The following is a 16,411-nucleotide window of genomic DNA, read 5'->3' as shown; positions in this document are numbered from 1 at the left end:
GAGTCTCCCGTGGGTGTCCGTGGGGGTCGGCAGGCCGGGGAAGGGGCCTGCCGGGGGAGCACCGGCGCGCGCCGTCGCGCCGAAGGTCACCGGCCGTCGGCTCATGACCGGTGCATTTCAAGGAAGTTAGCGGGCTTGGTCCGGGCGCGTAACCCCTTTCGCACGCGGATTCCCTACTTCTTCCGCACGCAGGACAAAGCGCTCAGGGGTCGCCGCGATCACCGCTCGGCGGCTCCGGGCTCGCCTCGGCGGCGCCCCAGGATGCCCCGGTCGTATCCGGCGGCGACCGCGGCGGCCCGGTCCTTGACGCCCAACTTGCCGTAGATGTGCGTCAGATGGGTCTTCACCGTGGCTTCGCTGATGAAGAGCTCGACGGCGATTCCGCGGTTGGAGGTGCCCTGCGCGACGAGTTCGAGGACCTCCCGCTCCCGGGCGGAGAGGGACGCGTCGACGGGTGCGGCGGGGTTGCGCACGCGCGTGACGAGCCGGGTCGCGACGGCCGGGGACAGCACGGTGCGGCCCTCGGCGGCGGCGCGGACCGCGGTGAACAGCTCCTCGCGGGGGGCGTCCTTGAGGAGGTAGCCGGTGGCGCCCGCCTCGATGGCGGGGAGCGTGTCGGTGTCGGTGTCGTACGTGGTGAGGACGAGGACCCGGGAGCGGGCGCCGCGCCGGGTGAGCTCGGCGATGGCCTCGACGCCGCTGCCGCCGGGCATGCGCAGGTCCATCAGGATCACGTCCGGGTCGAGGCGCTGGGCGAGCGCGACGCCCTCCACACCGTCGGCGGCCTCCCCGAGGACCCGGAAGTCGGGGTCGGCGTCGAACATGCCGCGCAGGCCGTCCCGTACGACGGGGTGGTCATCGACGATCAGGAGGGTGATCTCACTCATGGCGGGCCAACGGTACGCGAGCGCTGATCGCGGTGCCCTGTCCGGGTTCGGTTTCCGACACGAGACTGCCGGCGAGGCGTTCGGCGCGGGCGCGCATCCCGTCCAGGCCGAATCCGCCGGTGCCGCTGCGGGAGGGGACGGCGGCCGGGTCGAAGCCGGTTCCGTCGTCCCGTACGTCCAGGGTGACCTCGTCGCCCATGTACGACAGGGTGACACCGGCCCGGGAGGCGCCGGAGTGCCGTTCGGCGTTGGCGAGAGCCTCCTGGGCGATCCGCAGGAGGGTGGACGCGACCTCGTCGTGGAGGGGTTCCTCGGTGCCGGTGACGGTGAACCGGGCGGTGATGCCGGTGCGTTCGGACCAGTCGGTGACGGTCTTCTTCAGCGCCTCGGGAAGGGTGTCGTGCTCCAGGGCGACGGGGCTGAGGTTCTGGACGGAGCGGCGGGCCTCGCTGAGGCTGTGCCGGGCGAGGTCGGCCGCGCGGCGCAGGTGCACGCGGGCATGTGCGGGGTCGGTGCGCGCGTCGGCCGCCTGGAGTTGGGCGATGACCCCGGTGAGGCCCTGGGCGATGGTGTCGTGGATCTCGGCGGCGAGCCGTCGCCGCTCGTCCTCCACACCCGCTTCCCGGGCCTGAAGGACGAGTTGGTCCTGCAGGACGGCGTTCTCGGCGAGGGCCTGCTCCAGGCGGGCGTTGGTACGGGCGAGCTCGGCGATGGTGGCGGCGCGCTCCGCGGCCTTCTCGGCCTCCTTGGTGCCCAGGTGGGCGAGGCCGATGGCGAGGCCGGCGTTGAGGGCGAACAGGCCGCCGAAGGCGATCCATTGGAGGGCGGATCCGGGCGGGAGCCCGCCGGACTGGGAACCGGCCATGGTCAGGGCGACGACGAGCAGCCCGGTCCGCGCCAGAGCGGGCCGGGCCGGCAGGAGGTGGACGGCGTCGAAGTAACCGACGGAGGCGTACACGGCGAAGAAGGGGTTGAGCCAGGTGAGGGCGAACGCGAGCGCGGTGCGCAGGAGGAAGTAGCCGGTCGAGGCGGGGCTGGGAGCGCCCGGGACGAGGGTGACCGGGACGGGCCGTGCGCATGCGCCGCCCTCCCCCGGTACGCGAACGGCGGCGGGCAGCCCGCGCTGGTGGGCGGTCCACCAGAGCTGGAGGGCGAGCGCGGCGCCGGTCAGGGCGCCGGCGGCGGCCGTCTCCGGCCCGTCCATGGCCGCATCCTCGGCCGAGGCCCAGACCGCGGCGAGGAGGGTGGCGACGGTGAGGAGGCCGTACGGGCCCCAGCGGAAGAACTGCTGCCAGCGCTCCTCGAGCGTCGTCCCGCCCCTGCTCACGCTCGTGCTCACGTCGCCCCCCGACTCGTCACTCCCAGCGGAACCAGCGGACCGCCGCACCGGCGGGGACCACCGCCCACAGGGCCATCACCCCGAACACCGCCCACCCCGGCCAGGCACCGCCCGCGGCCGCGTCGAACGCGCGGGAGGCGGCGCCGTACGGGGTCCACTCGACGATCTCGCGCAGCGTACCGGGCATCACCTGGACCGGCACCCAGACGCCCGCGGTGAACATGGCCGGGAAGGCCACGACCGCGCCGACCGCGGTGGCGGCCTTCTGGGTGCGGGAGACCGCGCAGACCGCCGCACCGAGGGCGAGACTGCCGGCCGTGGCGAGCAGCAGCGCCACGGCGTAGCCGGGGATGTCGCCCGGCAGGGGAACGTCGAACACGAGCCGCCCGGCCGCGACGACGAGGAGGCAGGAGACCAGCACGGCGGCGGCGTGCAGGGCGAACTGCGCGGTGAGGAGGGCGGCCGGGCGGACCGGTGTGGTGGACATCCGGCGCAGGATGCCGCGCTCCCGGTAGCCGGCCAGGACCGGCGGCATGGCCTGGATCCCGGCCATGATGAGGGCGAAGAGCACGGCCACGGGAAGGTAGAGGTCGATCACCCGGCGACCGCCGAGATCGGCGGAGGGCTCGCGGAAGGAGGGGATGAGGCCGAGGACCACGAGGAGCACCGTGGGCGCGGCCATCACCCAGAACAGGGTGCCGGGTTCGCGCGAGAAGAGGCGGACCTCGGCGCGCAGGACCGCCCGGGCGGCGGAGGCGGAGACAGCGGTGGGGGCCGCAGCGGTGGGGGCAGGGGAAGGTGCAGGTGCGGCGTTCATGACTGGTCGGCTCCCGTGAGGTCGAGGTAGGCGTCGTCGAGGGTGGCCTCGGAGATCCGCAGGCCGCGGGCGGTCACGGCGCGGCGGGCGAGGAGGTGGACGAAGGCGTCGACGGTCGCGTCGGTGCCGGTGACGACGGTCCGGCCGTCCCGGGTCTCCACGCCGGCCGCGCCCGGCAGGGCGAGCAGGTCGGCGCGGTCAAGGGGGGTGTCGGCGGCGAAGGAGACGGTCCGCGCGGCGGCGCTGCGGTCGATGAGCCCGGCGGGGGTGTCGAGGGCGGTGACCCGGCCCCTGTCGATGACCGCGATCCGGTCGCAGAGGCGCTGGGCCTCCTCCATGAAGTGGGTGACGAGCAGGACCGTCACGCCGTGCGCCCGGACGTCCTCGACCAGCGCCCAGGTGTCGCGCCGGGAGTGCGGGTCGAGTCCGGTGGTGAGCTCGTCGAGGATGACGGCACGCGGGTTGCCGATGAGGGCGAGCGCGACGAACAGCCGCTGCTTCTGTCCGCCGGAGAGCCTGCCGAAGCGCGTCGTCAACTGATCTGCGAGGCCGAGCCGTTCGACCAGGACGCGCCAGTCGGCGGGGCGGTCGTAGAAGGACGCGTACAGGCCGAGGGCCTCGCGGACGGTGAGCTTGGGCTGGAGCTCGCTCTGCTGGAGCTGGACGCCGAGCAGCCGGGTGACCTGCTCGTGGCGGGCGACGGGGTCGAGCCCCGCGACCCGCACGGTTCCGGTGTCGGGGGCGCGCAGGCCCGCGACGCACTCGACGGTGGTGGTCTTCCCGGCGCCGTTGGGGCCGAGGATCCCGAAGATCTCCCCCTCCTCGACCGCGAAGGAGACGCCGTCGACGGCCTTCCGGTCGCCATAGGCCTTGTGCAGGTCCTGAACCTCGATCATGGGCATGGCCCAAGACTCGTCCGCGGAGGCCGCCGGCGGTATCGGCCATCGCGCTCGACCGGCGGTCAACCGATCGGTTGACGGCCGGTACGACCCCGCCGTACCGGCCGCGTGGTGTGCCGGCTCAGCCCAGGTGGACGCGGGCCGCCGCGATCGGGCGGTCGGTCGCCTTGCGCGGGGTCGAGGAGTTGACGCTCCAGCGGTAGCCGGCGAAGAGCTTCGTGGTGGGGTCCGCGTAGAAGACCATGTGGCCGTAGCCGACGCCGTCGTGCTCCGTCCAGCCCGTCGTGCCGTCGGCCGCCTCCTCGATACGGGTGTCGGGGAAGGCGCGGTAGGTCGCCTCGGCGCCCGCGGAGGCGGCCGGGTTGCCGTGCGGGTCGCTGGTGCAGTCGACGATCTCGAAGACGTACGGGATGACGCCGTCGCCGACCTGGCTGTCGACCGGGGACGCCAGCGTGCCCTTGCGGGCGCGGATCATGACGATGTGCCCCGTGTACGGCTCGGTGGTGGCGTCCGCGTCGTAGTCGAAGGCGACGAGGTCTCCGGGCCGGAGGTTCACCGGCTTGGTGACGCCGGTGAAGTGCGGGATGGACGCCGCGTTCGCGAAGCCCTCGCGGAACTTCTCGGCCGTCGGGTAGAACTTCCCGGCCTCGGTCTTGAAGTACTGGCCGAAGTACTCCCTGGTGGCCCAGTCGTACGCCGTTCCGGTGCCGTAGGCGCGCTGCAGGACCATGGTGAGGAACGAGGAGCACTGGGCGAGCGCGGAGAACTGCTCCGGGTGGCCGGGCGCGCCCCAGGTGAGAGCGGAGTTCTCGTCCGGGAACCGTCCCGCCGCCTTGTAGCGGTTGGCGCCGTCGCTCCAGGGCCGCAGCCGCAGGTAGTCGACGAGGGTCTCGGCCTCGATCTGGTGCGGGAGCTTCGGCTGGTACGGGTTGGGCGTCGGCGCGTCGGCGGCCGACGCGGTGCCCGCCGCCGGGCCGGCCGCCAGCGCGGCGCCCGCGCCTGCGGTGGTGGCCAGCAGTCTTCTGCGGCTGAGCGAGTGACGTGACACGGATGGTCCCCCCGGGTCCGGCTGATCGGAATGATTCCCGGGATCCTATGTGACGGGCCGTCACGTCAGTCCGGCTCCCCGCCCCACGAGCATCGCCACGTCGACGGCCGCGACCACGATCGCCGCCCGGAACGGCGCCTCGGCGCGCCGACGCCCCGCGACCGCGCCGGCGACGGAGACCAGGACGGCCGCCGCCAGGGCGAGCAGGCCGGGGAGGCCGGCGCCTCCGGACAGCGCCGCCACGGCGGACGCCGCCACCAGCGGAACCGGCATCAGCGCCCGCGCCCGGGCGGGGCCGAGGCGCTGGGGCCAGCCGCGTACGCCCACCGCGAGGTCCGACGGGATGTCGGGCAGCACGTTGGCCAGGTGCGCGCCCACACCCAGCAGCGCGCCGCAGGCGACCACCCACCACGCGGGCCACGGGCTGCCGGGCAGGGCCAGCGCGACGAAGGACGGCAGGGCGGAGAACCCGATCGCGTACGGCAGCCAGGACAGCACCGTCGCCTTCACGCCCAGGTTGTACGCCCAGGCGGCGGCGACCCCGGCGAGGTGGACGCTTCCGGCGAGCGCGCCGCAGGCCAGTGAGAGCGGCACGCTGAGCGCCAGCGCCACGAGGGCCGCGGCCCGTACGGCCGTCACGCTCACCGCACCGGACACCACCGGCTTGGCGTACCGCCCGGCCGCGCGGTCGCGCCGGGCGTCGACGGCGTCGTTGCACCAGCCGACCGACAGCTGGCCCGCGAGCACCGCGGCCGCCACCAGGAGGCAGCCGCGTGCGTCGTGCCCGGCCGTGGCGGCCAGCGCCGTGACCAGCAGGGTGACGGCCGCCGTGGGCAGCGGGTGACAGGCCCTCGGCAGGCCCGGGCGAACGGCTCGGCGGCGGGTGGGTACGGCGTCGGTGGTGGCGTCCACGCGGGGATCGTAGGCGCCGGGCGGGCGATCGGGCGGTACGACCGCGCCGGAAGGTGGCAGGCATGGGGGCACGACGACCCCGACCTGGAGCCCTGATGACGCGGATCGCAGCCGTCCACGGAGTCGTGGCGCCGCACCGGCACACCCAGCGCGAGATCACCGACATGGTGGCCCGCACCTGCCTGCCCGCCGGTGCCGACCGGCGCGCGCTCGACCGGCTGCACCGTGGCGCGCGGGTGAACACGCGTCACACGGTGCTGCCGCTGGACCGCTACGGCGGGTTCGACGACTTCGGCCAGGTCAACGACGTCTTCATCGCGGCCGCCGTCGAGCTCGGTGCCGAGGCGGTCACGGGGGCGCTGCGCGAGGCCGGCCTGTCGCCGCGCGACGTGGACCTGCTGGTCTTCACGTCCGTCACGGGGATCGCCGCGCCGTCCGTGGACGCCCGGCTGGCCGGGCTCCTGGGCATGCGGCCGGACGTCAAGCGGATCCCGGTCTTCGGTCTGGGGTGCGTGGCGGGCGCGGCCGGGCTGGCCCGGGTCCACGACTACCTGCTGGGCCGCCCGCACGACGTGGCCGTGCTGCTCTCCGTCGAGTTGTGTTCCCTGACCTTCCAGCGGGCGGACGCGTCACCGGCCAACCTGGTCGCGACCGCGCTGTTCGGCGACGGGGCCGGTGCCGTCGTCGCCTGCGGTGCCCGGCGGCAGCCGGCGGCCGGATCCGCCCCGACCGTGGTGGCGAGCCGCAGCCGGCTGTATCCGGACACGGAGCGGCTGCTGGGCTGGGACGTCACCGCTTCCGGTTTCCGCGTCGTCCTCGATCCGGCCGTCCCCGACCTCGTGCGCAAGAGCCTCGCCGAGGACGTCGACGACTTCCTCGCGGACCAGGGGCTGGGGCGGCAGGACGTGACGGCGTGGGTGTGCCACGCCGGCGGGCCCCGGGTCCTGGACGCGGTCGCGGAGGCGCTCGACCTGCCGGGGTGCGCCCTGGACGTGAGCCGGCGCACGCTCGCCGAGGTCGGCAACCTGTCGTCCGCCTCGGTGCTGCACGTCCTGCGCGACACGTTGGCGTCCGGCTCCGGGCGGCCGCCGTCGGGCACGCCCGGGCTGCTGCTCGCCATGGGGCCCGGCTTCTGTACCGAACTGGTCCTGCTGCGCTGGTGAATCGGGGAGACGGAGTCGGGAGATGAACATGGTCTGGTACACGGTGCTGGTGCTGGCCGTCGGTCTGGAGCGCGTCGCGGAGCTCGTGGTCGCCCGACGCCACACGCGCTGGAGCCTGGCGCGCGGCGGCGTCGAGTCCGGCCGGGGCCACTACCCGGTGATGGTGGTGCTCCACACCGGGCTGCTGGCCGGCTGCCTCGCCGAGGTGTGGGCGGCCGGGCGGCCGTTCACGCCCGTGCTCGGCTGGGCCATGGTGGCCGTCGTCGCGGCGGCGCAGGCCCTGCGCTGGTGGTGCGTGCGCACGCTGGGAACGCGCTGGAACACCCGGGTCCTCGTCGTGCCCGGCCTGCCCCTGGTGTCCGGGGGCCCGTACCGGTGGCTGCGCCACCCGAACTACGTGGCGGTGGTCGCCGAGGGCCTGGCGCTGCCGCTGGTGCACGGGGCGTGGCTGACGGCGGTGGTGTTCACGGTGGTCAACGCCGTGCTGCTGTCGGTACGCGTCCGGTGCGAGGAGGCGGCACTGAGGTCGGCGCCGGGGGCGGCGCCCGGGGCGGCGCCGTGCGTGGAGGCCACCCGGTGATCGACCTGCTGGTGGCGGGCGGCGGGCCCGCCGGGCTCGCCGCGGCGATCCACGCGGCGCTCGCCGGCTGGGAGGCCGTCGTGGTGGAGCCGCGCCCGGGCCCGGTGGACAAGGCGTGCGGCGAGGGCGTCATGCCGGGCGGCGTCCGCTCCCTGCGCGCGCTTGGCCTCGCCCCGGCGGGGCGGGAGCTGCGCGGCATCCGGTACGTCGACGGCCCCCACCGCGCGCAGGCGGCCTTCCGGGACGGTACGGGCCTCGGCGTGCGCCGCACCGTCCTGCACACGGCGCTGGCGGGCCGGGCCGCCGAGCTGGGCGTCCGGTGCGTGGAGGGCAGGGTCGGCGACGTACGGCAGGACGCGGACGGGGTGAGCGCCGGGGGGCTGCGGGCGCGCTGGCTGGTCGCCGCCGACGGCCTCCACTCCCCCGTGCGACGCGCCCTCGGCCTGGAGCTCCCGGGCCCCCGGCTGCCCCGGCGCTACGGGCTGCGGCGGCACTACCGGGTGGCGCCCTGGTCGGACTTCGTGGAGGTCCACTGGTCGCCGTACGGGGAGGCGTACGTGACGCCCGTGGCCGACGACCTGGTCGGTGTGGCGGTGCTGAGCACGGTGCGACGCGGGTACGAACGGCACCTGGACGCCTTCCCCGAGGTGGCCGGCCGGCTGCGGGGCGCGGCGCCGACGAGCGCGGTGCGCGGCGCCGGGCCGCTCCGGCAGCGGGTGCGCGCCCGGGTGGCCGGGCGGGTGCTCCTCGTGGGTGACGCGGCCGGGTACGTGGACGCGCTCACCGGCGAGGGCGTCGCGCTCGCGCTGGCGTCGGCCGAGGCGGCGGTGGCGTGTCTGCGGGCGGGCCGCCCGCGCGCGTACGAGGGGGCCTGGCGACGGCTGTCACGGCGGCACCGGCTGCTGACGGAGGCGCTGGTCCGGCTCAGCTGCCGGCCGGGCACGGCCCGGCTGGTCGTACCGGTGGCGTCCCGGCTTCCCCCGGTGTTCGCGGCGGGGGTGCACGCGCTGCGGTGAGGGCCCTCGACCGGCACGGCTCCCGCCGAAGGGGCGGGGGCCGGGCGGGAACGTGACCGGCACGGGTTCGCCCAGGGGGCGGGGCCCGGGCGGGACCGCGCTCACCGAACGGGCGACCCCGGACAGGAAACACGACCGGCATGGCTCTTGCCGAGGGGGTGGGCCCCGGGCGGATACTTGACGGATGAACCTCTCGGCGCCGGGTCTCACCGAGCTGCGGGAGCGGCTCGGCACGACGCTGTTCACCCGGGTCGCGGGGCCGGGTGGCCGGGCGAACCGCGCGCGTATCCACGGCGCGCCGGGGCCCCGCTGGTTCGCCGCGGACCGGCCGATCCGCCAGGTGCACGGCGACGCCGCGATGTTCATCGGCGGACTGCGCGCGCTGCTCCTGCAGTCGCTGCACCCGCTGGCCATGGCCGCCGTGGCGGGCCATTCCGACTACCGCGGCGACCCCTGGGGACGCCTCCAGCGCACCAGTACCTTCCTCGCGATGACGACGTACGGCGCCGCGGACGACGCCCAGCGGGCGGTGGACCGGGTCCGCGCCGTGCACGAGCGGGTGAAGGGCGTGACCGCCGACGGGGAGCCGTACCACGCCGCCGACCCGCACCTGCTGGCGTGGGTGCACGTCGCCGAGGTGGACAGCTTCCTGTGTGCCCACCAGCGCTACGGCGCCCACCCGCTGGACGCCGAGGGCTGCGACGCCTACGTCGCCGACACGGCACGCGTCGCGGCCGCGCTCGGCGTGGTCGACCCGCCCCTCGATCTGGCCGGGCTCGCCGAGCGGCTGGCCTCCTACCGCCCGGAGCTGCGCGCCACGCCGGAGGCCCGCGAGGCGGCGCGCTTCCTCCTGCTGCGCCCGCCGCTGCCGGCCGTCGCCCGCGCCCCGTACGCCGTCCTCGCCGCGAACGCCGTCTCCACGCTGCCGCGCTGGGCGCGCGGGCTGCTGCGGCTGCCGTACCTGCCGGTGGTGGAGGCGGCCTGCGTACGGCCCGGCGGGCATGCGCTGACCAGGACGATCCGGTGGGCGCTGGCTCCTGCGCCGCCGCCGCCCGGCACGCACTGAAATCCGCGGGGAACGCGGAGATAACGGGCGGAGGGGCGTTCGCGGGGGTGGCCCAGGGCAACGACCGCGTCGGGTGGCAGCGACATTGATACGCGTTCTTCTCGTCGATAACACCCGCCTCGTGCGGGGGGGCGCTCGCCGCGCTCCTGTCTCGCGAGGAGGACATCGAGGTGGTCGCCGAGGCCGGCGGGGACGGCGAGGTGCTCGCGCGGGCGCAGCCGTGCCGCCCGGACGTGGCCGTGATCGACGTCGACTCCCAGGAGGGCGAGCGGCTCGCCTCGTGCGGCGAGCTCTGCGCACGGCTGCCGGAGTGCCGAACGCTGCTGATGATTGGCCTCGGCGACGCCGGAGCGGCTGCGGCGCGTGCTGGACCTGCACGCCGCCGGTGTCATCAGCACGAACGCCCCGGCGGACCGCCTGGTGCACGGCGTGCGCAAGCTGGCGGGGGCAGCGGTTCATCGACCCGGAGTTCGCGCTGGTCGCGCTCGACGCGGGCGAGAACCCGCTGACCCGGCGGGAGGTGCAGGTCCTGGGCATGGCCGCCGACGGCACGCCCACGCGGGAGATCGCCGAGCGGCTGTCGCTGTCCGTGGCCACGGTCCGCAACCACCTGTCGGCACCACCTGTCGGCGATTACGAAGAAAGCCGGGGCGCGTAACGACGCCTGTGCCGTGAGAGCGTCCCCCCGGACCCGGGAGAAACGCGGATGCCCCCCTCCACCTGCGCTTTCTCCGGAACACCACGTCGGCCACCCCGCCCGCGGACCCCCACGGGGATTGGTTAGGCTCCCCTAAGTTATTCTCGTGAAGGAGCCGCATGCCGTCCGTGTCCCCGCAGCACCCCGTCATATCCGAGGGGCACCCCCGGCGCTGGCTCATTCTGGGCGTCATCTGCCTGGCGCAGCTCGTGGTGATCCTCGACAACACCATCCTCAACGTCGCCGTGCCCACCCTCACCCGGGACCTGGGCGCCTCCGCCGCCGATGTCCAGTGGGTCATCAACGCCTACGCGCTGGTCCAGTCGGGCCTGCTGCTCACGGCGGGCGGCGCGGCCGACCGCTACGGGCGCAAGCGCATGCTCATGACCGGGCTCGCGCTGTTCGGGCTGGGCTCGCTGGCGGCCGGACTGGCCCAGTCCACCGGCCAGTTGATCGCCGCCCGCGCCGGGATGGGCGTCGGCGCCGCCCTGCTGCTGACCACCACGCTCGCCGTCGCGCTCCAGGTCTTCCCGGAGCCGGAGCGCGTACGGGCCATCGGCATCTGGGCCGCCGTCAACGCCCTGGGCTTCGCCGCCGGGCCGCTGGTCGGCGGTGTGGTCCTCGCGCACTTCTGGTGGGGCGCCCTCTTCCTGGTCAACCTGCCGGTGGTGGCGCTCGGGCTGGTCGCGGCCGCCGTGCTCGTACCGGAGAGCACCGCTCCGGGCGGGGCGCGCCCCGATCTGCCCGGTGCGCTGCTGTCCACGGTGGGCATGGCGTCGCTCGTCTACGTCGTCATCACCGGGCCCGAACACGGCTGGACCTCGGGGCCGGTGCTGGTGGGCGCGGCCCTCGTCGCCGTCACCGCGACCGCCTTCGTACGGTGGGAGCGCCGCGTCGCCCATCCCATGCTGGACCTCGGCTTCTTCCGCGACCGCACCTTCACCGGCGCCATCGCCGGGGCGCTGCTGATCACCTTCGGCAGCGGGGGCGCGCTGTACCTGCTGACCCAGCAGCTGCAGTTCGTGCACGGGTACGGCGCGCTGGAGGCGGGGCTGCGCACGGCGCCGTTCGCGCTGACCGTCGTGCTGCTGAACTTCACCGGGGTCGCGGCCCGCGCCAGCCGGGCCGTGGGCATCCCGGGGTCCGTCGCCCTCGGCATGGGGCTGCTCGCGGCGGGCCTCGCGGTCGTCGCGGTGCTCGACTCCCAGGGCTTCGGCTACGGCGGCATGCTCGTCGGGCTGGTCCTGATGGGGGCGGGGTGCGCGCTGGCGAACCCGGCGATGGCGGTGGCGGTCCTGAACGCGATCCCACGCGAGAAGGCGGGTGTCGGCGCGGGCATCGAGGGCACAGTCACGGAGTTCGGCAACGGCCTCGGCGTCGCCGTCCTCGGCGCGGTGCTCAACTCCCGGTTCGCCGCGCTGGTTCCGGTCCCGGCGGCCGCCTCGCTCCCGGCGGCGCTGGCCGCCGCGGACTCGGCGGGCGAGCGGGAGCGGATCGCGGACGCGTTCGCCTCCGGCCTGGTGACCAGCCAGCTGGTCGGGGCGGCGGCCGTGCTGGTGGGCGGCCTGCTGGCCGCGGCGCTGCTGCGGCGCGCGGAGAAGGGGGCGGCCGCCCCGGCACAACCGGCCCCCGAGGCGCCCGAGAAGTCCGCCGAGGTCGCGTCGGTCTGACTGTGCCGGGGGGCTTGCCGCTAACGCCGGCCCGGCTCCGCCGCGGCCCCCGCCAGGACGGCGCGGTGGACGGCGCGGGCGAGCCGCGCGCCCCACGGTGAGCGCGGTCCGGCGAAGGCGTGCGGCTCTTCGCCGGGGCGGGGGACGCGGGCGGCGACGCACACGGCGTCGGTGGGCGTGCCCGAGCAGTCGTGCCCCGCTTCCAGCAGCGCCTGGACCTTGGCCTCGGTGGCGGTGGCCACCGCGTTGACGAGGGCGGCGTCGGTCAGGGCGGCCGGGACGGCGACCACGATGTTGATCGTCCCGGCCGGCGGCGGGCCGGCCTCGCCGTCCTCCGGCGAGGCGGCCCAGGTCGACACGCCCAGGCCGACGGTGACGGCCGCCTCGACGCCGCCGTCGGCGGCGTGGGCGCACCGCGTGACGTCCGCGGCCGTCATCAGCCCGACCCCGGCACCGCGGGCACCGGCGCGGTGGGCGAGCGCGGCCAGGTGCCGGGCGGGGTCGGTACGCCGGTAGCCGTGCGGCACCTGGGCGTTCAGGACCCACGCCCGCTCCCCGATGCCGCCGCCCAGCACCGCACTGCTGGCCATCCGCCAGCCGTCTCCCGCACGCCACACCAGCGCGGGGAGCCGTATGCCGTCCTCCACGTGCCAGAGCCGCTCCATGGCCAGCGCGGGCGGCAGCGGCGCGTGGGAGGTGAGGGTGGAGGACACCGGGGGCTGCTCCTCGGGGGAGGGCGCGGGGGCGCGGATACGGCGGAACCGGCTGATCCTACGCGCAGCCGCGCCGGCGCCCGCACCCGCGCGTCAGCCGGCTCACGCCGCTCGCCGGTGGAGGCGGTCCAGGAGGGCCAGGTCGTCCTCGGAGAGGCGCAGCGCACCGGCGGCCACGTTGGCGGTGAGGTGCTCCGGGTCACCCGTACCGGGGATGGCCAGCACGTGCGGCCCGCGGTGCAGCGTCCAGGCGAGCCGGACCTGCGCCGCGCTCACGCCGTGGGCGCGCGCCACGGCGAGCACCTCGTCGCCGTCCGGTCCACCGGCCCCCGCGTCGCGCCCGGTACCGGCGATCGAATAGAACGGCACGAACGCGATCCCCTGCTCGCCGCAGTCGCGCACGAACGCGTCGTGCTCGGGCCGTACGCCGATGCCGTACGGGTTCTGTACGCACACCACCGGCGCGATGGCCCGCGCCTCGGCGAGCTGTTCGGGGGTGACGTTGGAGACGCCGAGGTGGCGGATGAGCCCCGCGTCCCGCAGTTCGGCGAGGGCGCCGAAGCGGTCGGTGATCGAACGGTTCCCGAGCATGCGCAGGTTGACCACGTCGAGGTGGTCGCGACCGAGCTGGCGCAGGTTCTCCTCGACCTGGCCGCGCAGCTGCCCGGGTTCGGCGTGCCACCACTCGCCCGAGGGGTCGCGGTGGGGTCCGACCTTGGTGGTGATGACGAGGTCGTCCGGGTAGGGGGCCAGCGCCCGGTTGATCAGCTCGTTGGCGGAGCGCAGCCGGGAGAAGTAGAACGCGGCGGTGTCGATGTGGTTCACGCCGAGTTCGACGGCGCGGCGCAGGACGGCTATGGCCTGGTCGCGGTCGCGCGGGGCGGCGTCGGGCGCGAACGCCTCGCCGGTCTGCGGCAGGCGCATGGCGCCGAAGCCCATGCGGTTGATCTCCAGGTCGCCGAGTGTCCAGGTACCCGACGCCGCCGCGGTGATGGTCTGTGAGGTCATCCCGGGATGATCACCCCAACGCCCGTAAGACGCCAGCCCTTTGGGACACCTTTGGGACACCTCTCACCTTTGCCGTCCGGAGCTCCCCCCGGGGCGTCCGGTCACGGCCGTACGGCCCACCGCCGCCGCCAGCTTGCGCAGCCGGCGCCAGTCCAGCGCGGGGGGCGCCTCGGGGACCCCGGGCCGCAGCCGCGGTACGCGGACGCGCAGCGCGCCCGGTGCGGCGCGGCAGTGGACGGGGGCGGGCAGGACCAGCGCCTCACCGTCGATGCCGACCTCGAGGGTGGGGCTGTCGGCGTCGACGACGACCTCGCGGGCCGTGAGCACCGTGAGCCCGTTGGCCTCGGGGTCGAGCAGCAGCCCGGCGGCCGCGGCGGCGCCGTCCACGCGGATGCCGAGGACGCCGAGGACCCCGGAGTCGAGCCGCTCACGACGGCCGAAGCCGAACGGCTCGTCCCTGCGGTACGGGTTGTTGCTGACGAGCACGGCTTGCGGGCCGGTGAGCACCGTGCCGCCGGCGCGGGCGGTCAGCCGGGGGCCGCTCTGCCGGGTGAGCAGGTCGGGCAGCATGTCCAGCGCCGTGCCGACCTTGTCCTCCCGGTAGGCGGGGCTCTGCACGACGGCCCCGTAGACGCCGAAGGAGACGTTGTTGACGAAGGGGCGCCCGCCGGCGAAGCCGAGGTCCACCCGGAGTTCCACGCCGTCCGTGAGGGCGTCCAGGCAGGCGGCGGGGTCGTCGCGGTCGAGGCCGAGGTCCATCGCGAAGTGGTTGCGGGTCCCGGCGGAGATGACCAGGAACGGCAGGTCGTGCTCGGCGGCGACGGCGGCCACCAGCGCCTGGGTGCCGTCGCCGCCCGCGACGCCCAGCAGGTCCGCGCCGTCCGCCACCGCGCGCCGGGCGAGCTCCGCGACGTCCTGGTGCCGCACCGGGTCGAGCAGCACCACGCGCGCGCCGAGCCGCTCGGCTTTCTCCTTGAGGCGGCAGCGCGCCACCTTGGAGCCGCCGGACAGCGGGTTCATGAACAGCACGGCCCGGCGCGGCGGCGGCGTGCGGTGCTCCTTGGCCCGTACGGGACGCAGGCCCGTGCTCCGCAGCGCGTACCGGCCGGTCCACACGGCCACGCCCCACAGGGCGAAGGACACCGCGAGGGCCCTCAGCAGGCCCGCGGCCGCGAACAGGGCGATGACGGCGAGGGGTGTCGCCGCCGCCAGCGCGGCGGCCGCCACCCGTACCGCTCCGCGTGTGGTCAGCGCCCACCACAGCGCGGCCGCCGTGGCGGCCAGGCCGGCGACGCCGACCAGGAGGAGCAGGACGCCGCCGACGCCCGCGTACAGCAGCGGCATCAACGCCGCGAGCGCCGCCGCGGTGAGGGACGCCCGGGCCGACCACCGCTGCGCGCGCTGCACCCGCCCGTGCGCGTCCCATCCGGTCCCCATGTGCCGTCCCCTCCCTCGCCTCCGGACATCGTAGGAGCGGCGGCCCCTTGCCGCCTTACGCGGCGTCGGGCGGGGCCGTGTCCTCGGACGCCTGGGCGACACCGTCGTCGAGGACGACGGTGATGGGCTCCCCCGGGCCGCCGACACCCGAGAGCCGGTCCGCGATGCGGCCGTAGACGGTGGCGGCCACGGCCCACTCGGCTCCGAGCACCTCGGCGTCGGCGCGGGTGTGCCATACCTTGATGAGCAGGGCGATCAGGGACATGCCCGACACCGTGACCCGCAGCCTGCCTCCGCCGAGGTCTTCGACCTGGTGCGGCGTACGGAAGTGGGGGTGGTGGGCGGCGAGCCCGGCGAGGAACTCCCAGTGGTGCTGGTGCACGACCAACTGGGCCCGGGCCACACCGGCCGCCTTCATCAGCAGCACGCCGTGGACGACGTCTTGCTCGGGCGGCGCCTCGCCGTCGCCGCCGGGCCCGGCGGCCGCCGGGCCGGGAGGCACGCGCTCGCCGCGGTAGGCCGCTTCGATGACGTTCTTGAGCTCCGCGTCCTTGCCGGGGGTGTCGTTCCGGCCCCCGTTCCGGCCCCCGTCGCCACTGGGGCCGGCCTCTTCGGCGTGTTCCTCGTCGCGTTCCATCGTCCCCTCCTGGTGGTCGTCGTGCTCACCGGTGACACCGTCGCCGCCGCCTTCGAGGACCGGCCGCGGCGCGTCGGCGAGGCGGCCCAACCCCTCGACGACGTCGCACCGCAGGGCGCGGATCTCCCCCGTCAGGCCGTCCAAAGCCTCCAGCTCCCGGCTATCCCGGCCATCCAGGCCATCCCGGCGCAGGCTCGCGGCAGCGTCCTGGATCGCTTCACGGGTCCGCTGGTGCTCGGTGGCCACCGCGCCGGAGAGCGCCGTCAGCGCCCCCGTCTGACCGTCCAACTTTCTGATGACGTCATTCACACGGGCTTCGGTCACGACCGGCACGACCGCCGGCCCCGCGGCCCTTACCCATGCCGAACAGGCGTTTCCACCCCACGTAACCCCCTCGTCACGCGCCGTAGCGAGCGGTCCGATCATGCCCATGTGAACCGCATGCGACGCGGCGTTTTTCAGCCGCCGCGGCACCGGCACCACAGGGGCCGACGAGGCCCGCGAGGCCATGGGGGCACCCTC

General features: G+C 75.4%; 16 protein-coding genes. 6 read left to right on the top strand and 10 right to left on the bottom strand.

All coding sequences use genetic code 11. The features are described 5' to 3' along the window. Positions 1-218: 218 nt before the first annotated feature. The 6 genes from AB0A69_RS19950 to AB0A69_RS19925 all read right to left on the bottom strand — a co-directional run bounded on the left by AB0A69_RS19950 (position 219) and on the right by AB0A69_RS19925 (position 5,902). Positions 219-887 carry a response regulator transcription factor gene (locus AB0A69_RS19950; RefSeq protein WP_361423299.1) on the bottom strand — a complete coding sequence of 223 codons (669 nt, stop codon included), beginning with the start codon at positions 885-887 and terminating at the stop codon, positions 219-221. Continuing rightward, positions 880-2,226, bottom strand: coding sequence for a sensor histidine kinase (locus AB0A69_RS19945; RefSeq protein WP_361423296.1), 1,347 nt, complete (start codon positions 2,224-2,226; stop codon positions 880-882). Before AB0A69_RS19945 ends, AB0A69_RS19950 begins: the two co-directional genes overlap by 8 nt. 16 nt (positions 2,227-2,242) lie before the next feature. Beyond that, a complete protein-coding gene (locus AB0A69_RS19940) occupies positions 2,243-3,043 on the bottom strand; it encodes an ABC transporter permease (RefSeq protein ID WP_361423293.1) in 801 nt (266 codons plus the stop codon). After that, a complete protein-coding gene (locus AB0A69_RS19935) occupies positions 3,040-3,945 on the bottom strand; it encodes an ABC transporter ATP-binding protein (protein WP_361423290.1) in 906 nt (301 codons plus the stop codon). Before AB0A69_RS19935 ends, AB0A69_RS19940 begins: the two co-directional genes overlap by 4 nt. 118 nt (positions 3,946-4,063) lie before the next feature. Further along, positions 4,064-4,990 (bottom strand): hypothetical protein, encoded by a 927-nt coding sequence (locus tag AB0A69_RS19930; protein ID WP_361423287.1) that lies wholly within the window; start codon positions 4,988-4,990, stop codon positions 4,064-4,066. Between the two features lie 60 nt (positions 4,991-5,050). Continuing rightward, positions 5,051-5,902, bottom strand: a complete 852-nt coding sequence (locus AB0A69_RS19925) for a UbiA family prenyltransferase (RefSeq protein ID WP_361423284.1) — start codon at positions 5,900-5,902, stop codon at positions 5,051-5,053. A 95-nt stretch (positions 5,903-5,997) separates the two neighbouring features. Here AB0A69_RS19925 and AB0A69_RS19920 point away from each other — a divergent pair, with 95 nt between their 5' ends. The 6 genes from AB0A69_RS19920 (at position 5,998) to AB0A69_RS19895 (ending at position 12,094) form a co-directional block, all read left to right on the top strand. Further along, positions 5,998-7,065, top strand: a complete 1,068-nt coding sequence (locus AB0A69_RS19920; RefSeq protein ID WP_361423281.1) for a 3-oxoacyl-[acyl-carrier-protein] synthase III C-terminal domain-containing protein — start codon at positions 5,998-6,000, stop codon at positions 7,063-7,065. Positions 7,066-7,093: 28 nt separating this feature from the next. Then, positions 7,094-7,645, top strand: a complete 552-nt coding sequence (locus tag AB0A69_RS19915) for an isoprenylcysteine carboxyl methyltransferase family protein (protein ID WP_361423762.1) — start codon at positions 7,094-7,096, stop codon at positions 7,643-7,645. Next, positions 7,642-8,661 carry an FAD-dependent monooxygenase gene (locus tag AB0A69_RS19910; protein WP_361423278.1) on the top strand — a complete coding sequence of 340 codons (1,020 nt, stop codon included), beginning with the start codon at positions 7,642-7,644 and terminating at the stop codon, positions 8,659-8,661. The genes AB0A69_RS19915 and AB0A69_RS19910 overlap by 4 nt, the downstream gene beginning before the upstream one ends. Positions 8,662-8,845: 184 nt before the next feature. Continuing rightward, a complete protein-coding gene (locus tag AB0A69_RS19905) occupies positions 8,846-9,727 on the top strand; it encodes an oxygenase MpaB family protein (RefSeq protein ID WP_361423275.1) in 882 nt (293 codons plus the stop codon). Between the two features lie 385 nt (positions 9,728-10,112). After that, positions 10,113-10,385, top strand: a complete 273-nt coding sequence (locus AB0A69_RS19900) for a LuxR C-terminal-related transcriptional regulator (protein WP_361423272.1) — start codon at positions 10,113-10,115, stop codon at positions 10,383-10,385. A gap of 158 nt (positions 10,386-10,543) precedes the next feature. Continuing rightward, a complete protein-coding gene (locus tag AB0A69_RS19895) occupies positions 10,544-12,094 on the top strand; it encodes an MFS transporter (RefSeq protein WP_361423269.1) in 1,551 nt (516 codons plus the stop codon). A 20-nt stretch (positions 12,095-12,114) separates the two neighbouring features. On the opposite strand, the gene AB0A69_RS19890 is transcribed toward AB0A69_RS19895, so the two are convergent. The 4 genes from AB0A69_RS19890 to AB0A69_RS19875 form a co-directional block, all read right to left on the bottom strand. After that, positions 12,115-12,759, bottom strand: coding sequence for an adenosylcobinamide amidohydrolase (locus AB0A69_RS19890; RefSeq protein WP_361423759.1), 645 nt, complete (start codon positions 12,757-12,759; stop codon positions 12,115-12,117). Positions 12,760-12,909: 150 nt separating this feature from the next. Next, positions 12,910-13,815, bottom strand: coding sequence for an oxidoreductase (locus tag AB0A69_RS19885; protein WP_361423262.1), 906 nt, complete (start codon positions 13,813-13,815; stop codon positions 12,910-12,912). Between the two features lie 63 nt (positions 13,816-13,878). Continuing rightward, complete coding sequence (locus tag AB0A69_RS19880) at positions 13,879-15,252, bottom strand: diacylglycerol kinase family protein (RefSeq protein WP_361423259.1); 1,374 nt, start codon at positions 15,250-15,252, stop codon at positions 13,879-13,881. Between the two features lie 55 nt (positions 15,253-15,307). Continuing rightward, positions 15,308-16,177: a hypothetical protein gene (locus AB0A69_RS19875; protein ID WP_361423256.1), complete on the bottom strand. Its 870-nt coding sequence runs from the start codon at positions 16,175-16,177 to the stop codon at positions 15,308-15,310. Positions 16,178-16,411 lie beyond the last annotated feature (234 nt).

It is taken from the genome of Streptomyces sp. NPDC045431, from assembly GCF_040646655.1.
In the GTDB taxonomy this organism is placed as follows: domain Bacteria; phylum Actinomycetota; class Actinomycetes; order Streptomycetales; family Streptomycetaceae; genus Streptomyces.
This window is presented reverse-complemented; position numbering and strand designations above follow the sequence as displayed.

Excerpts from the sequence above, each read along its gene's own strand:
- AB0A69_RS19950 (WP_361423299.1), bottom strand. The coding sequence starts at position 887 with ATGAGTGAGATCACCCTCCTGATCGTCGATGACCACCCCGTCGTACGG.
- AB0A69_RS19940 (WP_361423293.1), bottom strand. The coding sequence starts at position 3,043 with ATGAACGCCGCACCTGCACCTTCCCCTGCCCCCACCGCTGCGGCCCCC.
- AB0A69_RS19935 (WP_361423290.1), bottom strand. The coding sequence starts at position 3,945 with ATGCCCATGATCGAGGTTCAGGACCTGCACAAGGCCTATGGCGACCGG.
- AB0A69_RS19920 (WP_361423281.1), top strand. The coding sequence starts at position 5,998 with ATGACGCGGATCGCAGCCGTCCACGGAGTCGTGGCGCCGCACCGGCAC.
- AB0A69_RS19915 (WP_361423762.1), top strand. The coding sequence starts at position 7,094 with ATGGTCTGGTACACGGTGCTGGTGCTGGCCGTCGGTCTGGAGCGCGTC.
- AB0A69_RS19905 (WP_361423275.1), top strand. The coding sequence starts at position 8,846 with ATGAACCTCTCGGCGCCGGGTCTCACCGAGCTGCGGGAGCGGCTCGGC.
- AB0A69_RS19895 (WP_361423269.1), top strand. The coding sequence starts at position 10,544 with ATGCCGTCCGTGTCCCCGCAGCACCCCGTCATATCCGAGGGGCACCCC.
- AB0A69_RS19890 (WP_361423759.1), bottom strand. The coding sequence starts at position 12,759 with ATGGAGCGGCTCTGGCACGTGGAGGACGGCATACGGCTCCCCGCGCTG.
- AB0A69_RS19885 (WP_361423262.1), bottom strand. The coding sequence starts at position 13,815 with ATGACCTCACAGACCATCACCGCGGCGGCGTCGGGTACCTGGACACTC.
- AB0A69_RS19880 (WP_361423259.1), bottom strand. The coding sequence starts at position 15,252 with ATGGGGACCGGATGGGACGCGCACGGGCGGGTGCAGCGCGCGCAGCGG.